This window comes from Agrobacterium sp. CG160-95, from assembly GCF_053521725.1.
Genome location: NZ_JBNWDU010000003.1, coordinates 347,000 through 359,645 on the forward strand (window position 1 = coordinate 347,000; position 12,646 = coordinate 359,645).

At 59.7% G+C, this 12,646-nt stretch carries 11 protein-coding genes; 8 read left to right on the forward strand and 3 right to left on the reverse strand.

Annotated features, from left to right (window positions below; translation table 11 throughout):
* The first annotated feature begins 36 nt into the window (after window positions 1-36).
* Together ACQZ63_RS12985 and aroQ are read left to right on the forward strand one after the other, a co-directional pair.
* Complete coding sequence (locus ACQZ63_RS12985; protein ID WP_013762364.1) at window positions 37-924, forward strand: shikimate dehydrogenase; 888 nt, start codon at window positions 37-39, stop codon at window positions 922-924.
* Window positions 921-1,364, forward strand: a complete 444-nt coding sequence (gene aroQ / locus ACQZ63_RS12990) for a type II 3-dehydroquinate dehydratase (protein WP_004431014.1) — start codon at window positions 921-923, stop codon at window positions 1,362-1,364. Before ACQZ63_RS12985 ends, aroQ begins: the two co-directional genes overlap by 4 nt.
* Here the strand turns inward: aroQ and ACQZ63_RS12995 are convergent.
* On the reverse strand, window positions 1,336-2,031 hold the full coding sequence (locus tag ACQZ63_RS12995) for a TetR/AcrR family transcriptional regulator (protein WP_004431011.1): 696 nt from the start codon (window positions 2,029-2,031) through the stop codon (window positions 1,336-1,338). The genes aroQ and ACQZ63_RS12995 overlap by 29 nt on opposite strands.
* Before the next feature lie 121 nt (window positions 2,032-2,152).
* On the opposite strand from ACQZ63_RS12995, the gene ACQZ63_RS13000 reads away from it, so the two are divergent.
* A complete protein-coding gene (locus ACQZ63_RS13000) occupies window positions 2,153-4,054 on the forward strand; it encodes a bifunctional sugar phosphate isomerase/epimerase/4-hydroxyphenylpyruvate dioxygenase family protein (protein ID WP_026331045.1) in 1,902 nt (633 codons plus the stop codon).
* A gap of 82 nt (window positions 4,055-4,136) precedes the next feature.
* On the opposite strand, the gene ACQZ63_RS13005 is transcribed toward ACQZ63_RS13000, so the two are convergent.
* The gene (locus ACQZ63_RS13005) at window positions 4,137-4,430 is read right to left on the reverse strand and encodes a putative quinol monooxygenase (RefSeq protein WP_013762362.1); all 294 of its coding nucleotides are present in this window, start codon (window positions 4,428-4,430) and stop codon (window positions 4,137-4,139) included.
* A gap of 523 nt (window positions 4,431-4,953) precedes the next feature.
* Here ACQZ63_RS13005 and ACQZ63_RS13010 point away from each other — a divergent pair.
* From ACQZ63_RS13010 to ACQZ63_RS13030, 5 genes are all read left to right on the forward strand, one after another.
* Entirely contained in the window at window positions 4,954-6,774 is a 1,821-nt protein-coding gene (locus tag ACQZ63_RS13010; RefSeq protein ID WP_448799252.1) for an ABC transporter ATP-binding protein, read from the forward strand.
* Window positions 6,775-6,815: 41 nt separating this feature from the next.
* Entirely contained in the window at window positions 6,816-8,351 is a 1,536-nt protein-coding gene (locus ACQZ63_RS13015; RefSeq protein ID WP_004431003.1) for an ABC transporter substrate-binding protein, read from the forward strand.
* Window positions 8,352-8,427: 76 nt separating this feature from the next.
* Complete coding sequence (locus tag ACQZ63_RS13020; protein WP_003499197.1) at window positions 8,428-9,351, forward strand: ABC transporter permease; 924 nt, start codon at window positions 8,428-8,430, stop codon at window positions 9,349-9,351.
* A 6-nt stretch (window positions 9,352-9,357) separates the two neighbouring features.
* Entirely contained in the window at window positions 9,358-10,206 is an 849-nt protein-coding gene (locus ACQZ63_RS13025; protein ID WP_004430999.1) for an ABC transporter permease, read from the forward strand.
* Window positions 10,207-10,211: 5 nt separating this feature from the next.
* On the forward strand, window positions 10,212-11,945 hold the full coding sequence (locus ACQZ63_RS13030) for a M14 family metallopeptidase (protein ID WP_448799253.1): 1,734 nt from the start codon (window positions 10,212-10,214) through the stop codon (window positions 11,943-11,945).
* A 193-nt stretch (window positions 11,946-12,138) separates the two neighbouring features.
* Here the strand turns inward: ACQZ63_RS13030 and ACQZ63_RS13035 are convergent, their stop codons facing one another.
* A complete protein-coding gene (locus ACQZ63_RS13035; RefSeq protein ID WP_013762356.1) occupies window positions 12,139-12,510 on the reverse strand; it encodes a hypothetical protein in 372 nt (123 codons plus the stop codon).
* Window positions 12,511-12,646 lie beyond the last annotated feature (136 nt).

Here is a 12,646-nt window from a genome sequence, read left to right on the forward strand (position 1 = left end):
AGGCGGGGATGACCCCCGCCTCTCCCACCACGTTCGATGAGCGATGACCTGATCATGACAGACACCAAATCCTTCAAGGTCGGCCTGATTGGCGCCGACATCCAGCTTTCCAAATCTCCCGCGCTGCACATGCGCGAAGGGGCTGCCCACGGCCTCGATTATTCCTATGAGCTTGTCGATGTCGTGGCGCGCAAGCTGCCGGAAAGCGCACTTCCCGATTTGCTCAATGAGCTGGAATCGCGCGGCTTTGCTGGCACCAACATTACCCATCCATTCAAGCAGGCGGTCCTTCCGCACCTGCATGAATTGTCTGATGATGCCCGCATGCTCGGCGCGGTCAACACCGTCGTCTTCAAGGACGGACGTCGCATTGGGCACAATACGGACTGGTACGGATTTTACGAAAGCTTCATGCGCGGCCTGCCGGATGCGAAACGCGACCGAGCGCTGCTGGTCGGTGCTGGTGGTGCAGGCGTTGCGGTGGCCCATGCGGCGCTGAAACTCGGCATTACCCATCTCGATATCTGCGACCGCGATTTCAGCCGCGCCGAGCATCTGGCTGCCGAACTCAACGCCCGTTTTGGCGAAGGCCACGCCTTTGCCGTGAAAGACCCGGCAGATTCCCTGCCCTTCGCGGATGGGTTGATCCACGCCACACCGATGGGCATGCCCGCCCATCCCGGCATGCCGGTCAAGGCCGACCTCCTTGAACAACGGCACTGGGTGGCCGATATCGTTTATATGCCGCTGGTGACCGAGCTTCTTGCGACGGCGGCCCAAAAAGGCTGTCGCACCCTGCCCGGCGGCGGCATGACGGTGTTTCAGGCTGTTGGCGCGTTTCGGCTGTTCTGCGGCCGTGAACCTGATGCCGAGCGCATGACGGCACATTTTACCGAAATTTGCACGAAAGAGGGTGTGGCGTGAGCCTTTTCACCATACTTAACGGACCGAACCTCAACCTGCTCGGCCAACGCCAGCCGGAAATCTACGGCTACGAAACGATGGCCGATGTGGAGGCCAATTGCCGCGCGATTGCCGAGGCGGCGGGCCACGAGATATTCTTTGCCCAGAGCAACCGGGAATACGAGCTGATAGACTGGATCCATGCGGCGCGCGGCACATCGGCAGGCATCGTCATCAATCCCGGTGCCTTTACCCATACCTCGGTGGCGATCCTCGATGCACTCAATACCTTCGAGGCACCGGTGATCGAGGTTCACATTTCCAACATCCACAAACGGGAGATCTTCCGCCACCATTCCTATATCTCGACGCGCGCCGAAGGCGTGATCGCCGGTCTCGGCATCGAAGGTTACGGGGTGGCGCTCAGCCACCTCATCGGCCGTCTTTCCCGATCTTCGTGATATGGTCCGGGCTCAGCACATATCGCAACACCATGTCGCTGACGTGATGCGACAATGTTTGCTGACCCTTCTCGGTAAACAGCCCGTCGCCGAAGATGAACGAGAAGGTTGCGACGTTAGAGACGTTGAAAAACGACAGCGCGCTGATCTGCCAGTGAAGTTCCAGCGCGTTGATGCCGTTGCGGAAAATGCCGCTCTTCTGACCGCGCAGCAGCACGCTTTCCAGGGCATCGATGGCCGGCCGGTTGAGCTGGCGGATCGTTCCGGACGATTGCATGTGCCGGCCGTGATGAATGTTCTCGATCATCACCATGCGGATGAAAGCCGGGTTGCGGCGATGGTGATCGAAGGTGAACCGACAGAGCTTTTCGAGCGCCGCAACCGGCTCCAGACCGTCCAGCTCCAGATCGCTCTCGCCGCCACGCACCTTGGCATAGGCTTCTTCAAGAACGCGCTGGTAAAGCCCTTCCTTGTCGGTAAAATAATAATAGATCATCCGCTTGGACGTACGCGTGCGGGCGGCGATCTCGTCGATGCGCGCTCCCGACAGGCCGTTTTGCGAAAACTCCTCCATCGCAACGGAAAGAATGTCTCGGCGCACGCCTTCCGGATCGCGCTTCGCCTGCCGGGTTTCGCTGGTGCCGTTCGAAGTTGCGCTTTTTGTCATGATCCATCCATCAGCAGGGTATACGGCTTGCCGCCGCACCCCTATTATTAACCAATTAGTACATAACGCTGAAAAGGAACGCAATATGGCGAGCTATGACACAGGCAAACAGGGCGTGCCAATGCGTACTTCCATCGCCACCGTCTCCATCAGCGGCGAATTCCCGGAGAAACTGGCGGCCATTGCGAAAGCCGGCTTCACGGGTGTGGAGATTTTCGAGAACGATTTCCTGACCTACGACGCCTCGCCGCGCGAGGTGAAGGCCCTTGCGGCGGATCATGGGCTGGATATCACGCTTTTCCAGCCGTTCCGCGATTTCGAAGGCATGCCGGAACCGCACCGCGCCCGCGCCTTCGAGCGCGCAGGGCGTAAATTCGACATCATGGGCGAACTCGGGACCGATCTGATGCTGATCTGCTCGAATGTCTCGCCGGTGTCGCTGGGTGGCATAGACCGCGCCGCCGCCGATTTCCATGAGCTTGGCGAGCTTGCGGCCAGGCATGGTGTTCGCGTGGGTTACGAGGCGCTGGCCTGGGGCCGGCACATCAGCGATCATCGCGATGCGTGGGAAGTGGTGCGCCGCGCCGATCACCCCAATGTCGGTATCATCCTCGACAGCTTCCACACGCTGTCGCGCAAGATCGATCCCAACTCCATCCGCTCCATTCCCGGCGACAAGATCTTCATCGTGCAATTGGCCGACGCACCGCTGATCGACATGGACCTGTTGTACTGGAGCCGGCATTTCCGCAACATGCCCGGCGAAGGCGATCTGCCGGTGGTGGATTTCATGCGCGCTGTCGCGGCAACCGGTTATAGCGGCCCGCTGTCGCTCGAAATCTTCAACGACCAGTTCCGCGGTGGCTCGGCGCGCCTGCTGGCTGAGGACGGCCATCGTTCGCTCATCAACCTCATGGATCAGGTGCGCCGTCTGGAGCCCGACATCCGCATCGAGGCGCCCGCCATGCCTGAGCGGGTGCAGACGGAAGGCGTGGAGTTTGTCGAGTTCACAACGGCACCGGAGGAAAAGGCCAATCTGGAAGCGCTGCTCGCCACACTCGGTTTTGATAAAACCGCGAGGCACCGCAATCGCGATGTCGATCTCTATACGCAGGGCGACATTCGCATCGTCATCAATACCGGCGGTACCGGTGAGAGTTTCGCCGGTGCATCCTACTCCATCCACGGCACCAATGCCTATGCATTCGGCCTGAAGGTCGATGATGCGCAGGCAGCGCTTGCGCGTGCGGCAGCGCTGGGCGCGCCGACATTCGCCGAACCGCGCAAATCCGGCGAAGTCGCGGTTCCAGCCATTCAGGGCGTGGGCAATGGCGTGATCTATTTCCTCGACGGGTCCACGGCGCTCGCCTCCATCTGGGACAATGAATTCGCACCGGTAGATGCGACGGCACCGGCAGGCAATACCGGACTGACCCGCATCGACCATCTTGCGCAAACCACGCATTACGATGAAATGCTGACCTGGCTTCTGTTTTACACATCGCTGTTTTCAACGCGCCGCACGCCGATGGTGGATGTGGTCGATCCCGGCGGTCTGGTGCGCAGCCAGGCCATAGAAAGCGTGCCCTCCCCGCGTTTCCGCCTGACCATGAACGGCGCCGACAACCGAAAGACCTTCGCCGGCAAATTTCTGGCGGAAGGTTTCGGCACCAGCATCCAGCACATCGCCTTCGCCACGGACGATATCTTCGCCACCGCCAAGGCTCTGCATGCGCGCGGCTTTCACGCCCTGCCGATCTCGCGCAATTATTATGACGATCTGGAGGCCCGCTTCGGGCTGGAACCGGAATTCTCCGACGCACTCCGGGAAGCAAGCATCCTCTACGACCGGGACGACAACGGCGAATATTTCCAGATCTACAGCCGCACCTTCGGCGAAGGGTTCTTCTTCGAAATCGTCGAAAGGCGCGGTGCCTACGGCGGATATGGCGCGATGAACGCCCCCTTCCGCATCGCTGCGCAGCGGCGTCTTGCGCCACCGATCGGCATGCCGAAGGAATAGGCGCAGACACCAGTCCACTGGTGCTTCAAAAATGCAAACAGGCCGCAGCCAGCAGGAATGCCGCTGCGGCCCCTGTCTTTATTTACGCCAGCGTCACTATCTCATAGTCCCGTGGAATGGCGGAGGTGGCAACAAACCACTTAGATGCGCGCGTGCGCTGCTGATGAAAATCGAAAGCAGCGCGGTCCACAAAAAGCTCTTCCACCCTCCAGATCAGGGGGTCTTCGGTCTGCGATACCTCAAAGGAAATACAGCCCGGCTCCGCTCTGGTCAGGCGAATGTGATCGGGTAGATGGCTTTCTACAAGTTGGACATCCTGCACCGATGCGCAACGCAGGAAGCCGGATAGCCTGACCGCACCCGTTCTATTCGTCATACCCGGTATCCTTTTTCAATGGTCTTCGTCCGGCCTGTATCACGGGCAGCGGCACCCGCAACCACTGAAATCGATACATCCTCAATACAGACTAAAAACATCCCTTAATCGGGGTCCGGCCCTTCGGCACACCCGCGCCCAAAATAAATGCACTTGCGTATTTGTAGAGCAGTATACAAAAATTGTTCAACACTCTGGACATGATTGTCCTGTTTTGTTAGCTTTTTTGTAAAACAAGGGGTGGGGAATACAAGTTCATGCGCATCATCGATTCTGAGACTGGCAACAGGCATTTTACCGGCACCGGTGAGGTCGCCCGTAGCACTTCGACCAGGTCGCAATTTCCGTATCGACCGGCAGCAGCCAATCTACATCGCGCCTGAAACGCCATGCGCTTTCTTTTTGACACTCCCATCCTCCGGCACAGCGTTTCATCCCGCGCGCCTGCCCGACGCCCTTGCCCCCTCACTATTTCAGATGGCCGCGCCGGCATTGCCGCGCATGCCAAGCCGGAGACGCTGATATGACTGCCGCAAACCGCAACGCCCTCCTCTCGGTTGAAAACCTGAGCGTTGAGTTCGGCGACAGCCGCGTCGTGGACGATATTTCCTTTGCCGTGGAAGCCGGCAGGACAGTGGCGATCGTCGGCGAATCCGGATCGGGCAAATCGGTCACGTCGCTCTCGACCATGCGTCTTGCGGATATGATGGGCGCGACTTACCCCGCTGGTCGCATCATGTTCGAAGGCAAGGATCTGCTGAAGGCATCGCAGAAGGAAATGCGGTCGATCCGCGGCAAGGAGATCGCCATGATCTTCCAGGAGCCGATGACGTCGCTGAACCCGGTCTTCACCATCGGTGACCAGATCTGCGAAGTGCTTGTCCTGCACGAGAAAATGGGCAAGGCGGCGGCCATGGCCGAGGCAAAAAAGTTGCTCGACATGGTGCGATTGCCGGATGCGGCCGAGCTTCTGCACCGTTATCCGCATCAGCTTTCCGGCGGCATGCGCCAGCGCGTGATGATCGCCATGGCGCTTGCCTGTCGGCCGAAGCTGCTGATCGCCGACGAACCGACGACGGCACTTGATGTCACCATTCAGGCGCAGATCCTCAACATCATGCGCGACCTGCAAAAGAAGCTCGGCATGGGCATGGTCTTCATCACCCATGACATGGGCGTGGTGGCGGAAATGGCCGATGACGTCGTCGTCATGTGGAAGGGCAGGAAGGTTGAGGAAGGCCCGGTCAAGGACATCTTCGCCAATCCGCAGCATCCCTATACGCGGGCGCTGCTTTCCGCCGTTCCGCGCCTCGGCAGCATGACCGGCGAAGAGTTTCCCAAGCGCCTTCCGCTCACCGTCCTGCAGGATGGCCAGCCGGTCGTGGTGGGCGAGGAACGGGTGCAGAACACCGCAAAATACGACGAGAAGCCGCTGCTTTCGGTTCGCGACCTGTTCGTTCGCTTCGATATTCGCAAGAACCTGTTCGGCAAGGCGACGCACCGTTGCAGCGCCGTACAGAAGGTCAGCTTCGACATCCATGCCGGAGAGACACTGGCGCTGGTCGGTGAATCCGGTTCGGGCAAATCCACCATCGGCCGCACAATCCAGCAGCTGCAATCGGCGGTATCAGGCGAAATATCCTTCAACGGCCGCAGCTATTCTGAGATGTCGCCGGCGGAACGTTTCCGCATGCGGCAGGAAGTGCAATATATCTTCCAGGACCCATTCGCCTCGCTCGATCCGCGCAAGACGGTAGGTTTCTCGATCGCCGAACCGATCAATACCCACGGCCTGATCAACGATGCCAAGGCGGTGCGCCGCCGGGTGGATGAGCTGCTGGAACGGGTGGGTCTGAGTTCGGAACATGCATCGCGGTATCCGCACGAGTTTTCGGGCGGCCAGCGGCAGCGTGTCTGCATTGCCCGCGCGCTCGCCTCCGATCCTAAGCTCATTATCGCCGACGAAGCGCTGTCGGCGCTCGATGTCTCCATCCAGGCGCAGATCATCAATCTGTTCATGGATTTGCAAGCGGAACGTGGTCTTGCTTACCTGTTCATAAGCCATGACATGGCGGTGGTGGAAAAGATGAGCCACCGCGTCGCGGTGCTTTATCTCGGCCAGATCATGGAAATGGGCAGCCGCCAGCAGGTCTTCGAAACGCCCACGCATGATTATACGCGCCGGCTGCTTTCCGCAGTGCCGGTTGCCGATCCCCTGATCGAGCGCCGCATCGCCATGATCGAGGGCGAAATTCCCAATCCCGTGCGCCGCGTCGGCGATGAGCCCGCCATTCTCGCCCATGAGGAAATCAATCCAGGCCACTTCATCGCGAAGAGTGCCTGAACAATAACCAAAACCGTAACCATCTGAAGAGGAACAGGTAGATGACAAAAATCAAAAAGGGGATGACGGCAACGTTCGTCGCGCTTGCGCTGGCCGGCACGGCCTTCACCGCAGCGCCGGCTTTCGCCGCTGGCAAGATGACCATTTCCAGCCCGCAGGACCCCGGCAGCTGGGATCCGATCGACACCTTCCTGGTGCAATGGGCAGCTGTCGCCACCAACATCTTCGATGGCCTGACCTATCGCGGTCCGGACCTGAAACTTGTGCCCGGCCTTGCCGAATCCTGGGAAGAGCTGGATGAAGGCAAGCGCATCCGCTTCAAGCTGCGCCAGAACGTCAAGTTCCATAATGGCGAGCCCTTCAACGCCGCCGCCGTCAAGTTCACCTTCGAGCGCCTTCTCGGCGAACAGGGTGCCAAGGGCCCGCAGCGCTCCAACTATGTCGCCATCGAAAGCGTCGACGTCATCGACGACTACACCGTCGACATGAAGCTCAAGGCGCCCGATCCGGTGCTTCTGACCAAGCTTGCCGGTTATGGCGGCATGATCGTTCCGCCGAAATACATTCAGGAAAAGGGTGAGGACAACTTTAACCTCAACCCGGTCGGCACCGGCGCGTTCAAATTCGTCTCCTATGCGCCGAAGACCAACATCAAGCTGGAAGCCAACCCGGATTACTGGGGCGGCGCACCAAAGCTCTCCGAACTGGAATTCCGCTTCATCGCCGAGCCGGCGACCGCAGTTGCCGAATTGCAGGCCGGCCGCGTCGATCTCGTCATTCCGCCCACCATCCCGATCGGCATGATCCCGGTCATCGAAGGCGATTCCAAGCTGGAGATCGTCAGCGTTCCAGGCCCGACGGTGGATGCGCTGCGTTTCAACACTCGTGACGGCATCACCGCTGATCCCAAGGTGCGCAAGGCCATCATCATGGCCGTTGATCGCGGCACGATCGTCAAGTCGATCCTTGCCGGTCAGGCCTCGGAAATCGCCAGCTTCCAGAGCGCGCTGTCCTTCGGCTACGACGCCGATCTGAAGCCGCTGCCTTATGATCCGGAAGGCGCAAAGAAGCTGCTCGCGGAAGCCGGCGTCAAGCCGGGTGCGGCGCTGCAGATCGATATCAGAGGCAACGATGCGACGATGAACGAAGTCGCGCAGGTCATCTCGAGCTATCTGTCCATGGTCGGCATCACCGCCACCATCAAGCCCTATGAGACCAACGTTCTCCTGAACGACATCATCCCGCAGGGCAAGACCGGCGCGATGTTCCAGCAGAAATGGGGCGGCTGGACCTTCGATTACGACAACACGGCCTATTCCATGTACCACTCGGGTGAAAAGTGGAATCCTTACGACAAGGACGAGAAGCTGGACAAGCTGCTGGAATCCCAGCGCCCACTGACTGACCGAGCCGAGCGCGAAAAGATCCTCAAGCAAGTCGGCGCCTATGCCGCCGAGCGCGCGCTGGAAATTCCGCTTTACAACACCAATGCCATTTACGGCATTAACAAGCGGGTCAAGGGTTTCGTGGCACCGCCGGATAACCGCCTGAAGCTGACCGACGTCACCGTCGAATAATCAGGCTTATCCTCCCAAAAAGCGCCTTGCCCGCCATCCCGCGGGCAAGGTCGGGTCTCTCTTCAAGGTAAAAAACGTGGCCGGTTTCCTCATCAAGCGATTGCTGCAGGCGATTTTCGTCGTCATCGCCATCACCCTTCTCGTTTCCTTCGCCATCCGCCTGACAGGCGATCCGGCTGTCACCATGTTCCAGGGCGGCGGCAGCATGACGGAAGACGATCTGGCGCGCATTCGTGCGGCGCTTGGAACCGACCGGCCGTTCTTCGTGCAATATTTCAGCTTCCTGAAAGGCCTGGTTACGCTCGATTTCGGCCGCAGCTTCACCGGCAGCACGCCGGTATCGCGGCTCATCGCCGATGCCCTGCCCGCCACGCTGCTTCTCGCCTTCATATCCATGGCGGTGTCGATTGCGCTTTCCATTCCGCTCGGCATCAAGGCCGCGACCTCGCGCGGCAAGACGGCCGATCAGGTGATCCGTATCTTCTCGCTCGTCGGCCTGTCATTCCCCAACTTCTGGCTGGCCACCATGCTGGTGCTGCTTTTCTCCATCACGCTCGGCTGGCTGCCGCCAAGCGGCATGGGCGGCTTTGCAAGCTACATCATGCCATCGGTCACCATGGGCGTTATCCTGACGGCTACCAATGTGCGCCTGGTGCGCACGGCCATGCTCGATACGCTGCGCTCGCAATATGTCATGGTGGCGCGCGCCAAGGGCCTCAGCGAAAACAAGGTGCTTTACAAGCATGCGCTGCGTAACTGCGCCATTCCGCTGATTACCTATTTCGGCCTGCAATTCGGCGGACTTCTCGGCGGCATCGTCGTCATCGAGCGCGTCTTCAACTGGCCGGGTCTCGGCACGCTCGCCTTCGATGCGGTGGGCGCGCGCGACTATCCCGTGCTTCAGGCCGTCATCACCGTGCTGTCGCTGATGATCGTCGGCATCAACCTTCTGGTCGATATCGCCTACGGGCTGGTCGATCCGCGCATCCGCACGGAGTAATTGACGATGGCTGCCAAAACCTCGCGCCTGTCGCGCTTCAACAATCTCGAATTCATCCTCGGCGCCCTGCTTACCGTCGTCATCTGCCTTGCCGTTCTTCTTTCCGACGTGCTGTTTCCGGGCGGTGCCGAAAAGATCGACCTGATGGCGCGCCTTGCCAAGCCCTTCACTAGCGCCGCCCATCCGCTCGGCACCGATCCGCTCGGCCGTGACGTACTGGCCCGTGTCGTGGCCGGCGGCAAGATTTCGCTGCTCGTCGGTTTCACCTCGGTCATCGGGGCCGTGGTCTTCGGCGTGATCGTCGGCCTGGTCGCCGGTTATTATCGCGGCTTCTGGGACATGCTGGTCATGCGCTTTGCCGATATCCAGCTCGCCATGCCCTTCATTCTCTTGGCCATCACCTTCATCGCAATTGTTGGCGGCAGCCTCACCAACACCATCATCCTCCTGATCGTCTCGCAATGGGTACAATATGCCCGTCTGGTGCGCGGCTCGGTGCTGACGCTGCGCGAACGGGAATTCATCCTGTCCGCCCGCGCCATTGGCGTGAAGGACTGGCGCATCATTCTCCAGCACCTTTTGCCGAACCTGATCGGCCCGGTCATCGTGCTGATGACGCTCAACGTCGCCAACAACATCCTGCTGGAAAGCAGCCTCACCTTCCTCGGCCTCGGCGTAGATCCGACCATTCCGAGCTGGGGCGGCATGCTGGCGGATGGCCGCACCTATCTGCAAACGGCATGGTGGGTCAGCGTCTTCCCCGGTCTTGCCATCCTTCTGACCGTGCTTGGCCTCAACCTTCTCGGTGACTGGCTGCGCGACAGCCTCGACCCCACCGGCAGAACCTCAAGGTGATCGTGATGAGCCAGATTTTCGACCAGACCTTCAAGCGTACTCTGGATGTGCTTCTCGCCAATGCCGCGCCCGGCCAGTCCTTCGAGGCATGGACGTTCGATGACGCCAAAAGCCGCCGCGAGGCCGAAGAAAGGCTGAAGAAAAAAGGCGTCAGTGCCCGCATCCGCAGCGCCTACAAGCCACTTCTCTTCACCTTTCTGGAAGAGATCAATCTTGGTGGCGTCGATGCCATCGAGGTGCATTACCCGGTGCACTCCAATGCACCCGCCAATCGTTTCCGGCTGGAGGCCTATCCGCTGGCGGCACTAGCCGGCGACGCGAAGATCGATTTTATCGCCCGCGACGACGACGCCCTTCATTATGACGTTACGCTGAGCCGCAACGGCAAGATGGAAACCCTGAAGGTTCTCGCTCCCAACCGGGTTCATACCGATATCGTCGGCGAAACCAATGTCTCGCCAACCGGCTGGTTCCGTCCGGCCGGTGACGCTACGGGCGAGCGGCTGGAGACGGATTACGAGCAGCTTTTCGAAGCGGCAATCAATGCCGTTGCCAATCACGGCTGGGGCGATGAAGAACCCTATTTCGAGGAATTGAACATCCACGTCACGCACCCGTCCGAAGACATGGCGCTGCCGGTCGGGGAAGAGGTGGTCAGCCTGCGTGAAGCGCTGCATGAGGATTTCTATTTCTCCCTCCTGGAATTCTTCCAGAAGAAGTCCGGCCGGCCGCTGGGCGACCGGGGCCTGAAACCCGGCCAGATCGTTCCGGAAGTCGTCAAAAGCAACGGCGACGTTTCGGTCCGTATCGAGACCCGTGCACTCACCACCACTTTCCTGGATGGCGGCGAACAGCGGATCGACGAGGCCCGCGAACCGGTGGCGGCGGGTCAGATCGCGCGGATGCTTGCCGAGATCGGCGGCGAGGCGTTCGAGGCCCGCTCGCGGTCGGGCCGCGTTCTTGCCGCCCGTTATGTCGCGGGCAGCGATGCTGCCGTGATGATCAGCGGCGGCCAGCATCCCAATGAAACCACCGGCATCGTTGGCGCCGTCCGCGCCGCCCGCAAACTTGCGGAAAGACAGGGCGCGCATTTCACCATTTCGCCGCTGGAAAACCCCGATGGTTATGCCCTGCACCAGCGGCTGCGCGCCGACAATCCACGCCATATGCACCATGCGGCGCGGTATACGGCGCTCGGTGACGATCTCGAATATCGCACGCGGGAAAATTCGGGCGTCCATCTCAACGAGAAGGCAATCCGTTTCAGCGCGCAAGAGATGAGCGGCGCGAGCCTGCATGTGAACCTGCACGGTTATCCCTCGCACGAATGGACCCGTCCGCTTTCCGGTTATGTGCCCCGCAATTTCGCCATGTGGACGCTGCCGAAGGGTTTCTTCCTCATCATCCGCCACCATGCGGATTGGGAAAAGCAGGCGGAAGCCCTGCTCGACCGGGTTACCCGCCATCTCGGCGCCATTCCGGGCCTGCTGGATTACAACAACCGCCAGATCGCGCTTTATGAGATTCACGCCGGTGAAACCGGTTTCCGCATCATCAACGGTTTCCCGTGCCTGTCGTCCATCGACGACCGCCACACAGTGCCGATGACGCTGATTACCGAATATCCTGATGAGACGATCTACGGCGATGACTTCATCACCGGCCACACCGCGCAGATGGAAACGGTTCTTTCAGCTTACGACGCCTGGCAGGATATTTTCGTCGCGGACGTTGCCTGATTTAGAAGCGCCCCCGATTGGGGGCCTCGGAATGATGACGAAGTCCCGAATCCCTCGTCCGTCATGCTTGGGCTTGTCCGGAGCAGCTGCAACGTCTTGATCTAGTTGGACGTGATTGGATCCTTGGGGCAATCCAGCGATGACGCCGGGTGTGAGGGAGCTTTGTCATCACCCTCAGTTGCCCTTGTACGGCTTACTTCTCAGCCGTGGCGGCAAGCTTCTTTTCCTGCTGCTTCTGCAAAAGCCGCTTGCCCTTGCTCAAAATATGCAGATTGGCGGCATCAAGTTTGTTATATCCGGCCTGGATAATATCGAGATCGGCGACGTGACCGATTGCTGCCAGTTCATGCATCACGTCGCCAACGGCGACATCGACGCTCGGCTTCGGCAGGTGCACAACATCTTCCACCGCGGCGCGCATGCCATCCGCCGCGCCGCCCATGACGTGATACAGCGCCAGCGCCTTGCGGAGAAAAGCTTCGCGGCGCTCGATCTTGTTGTTGAGTATACTGTCGCCAACGCGATTCCGCATAAGATCAACGGCTTTATTCTGATATTCGCCCATCAAGACACCAAATGAAATTCAAAATATGCTTCGGGAGACTACGGACAATCCCCTTAGAACTGGTTAAGGCACCGGGATTACGTGCATATTATCGTCATTTTCCGGCCGCGTGGCGCAGGGCATTTTTCATAACGGC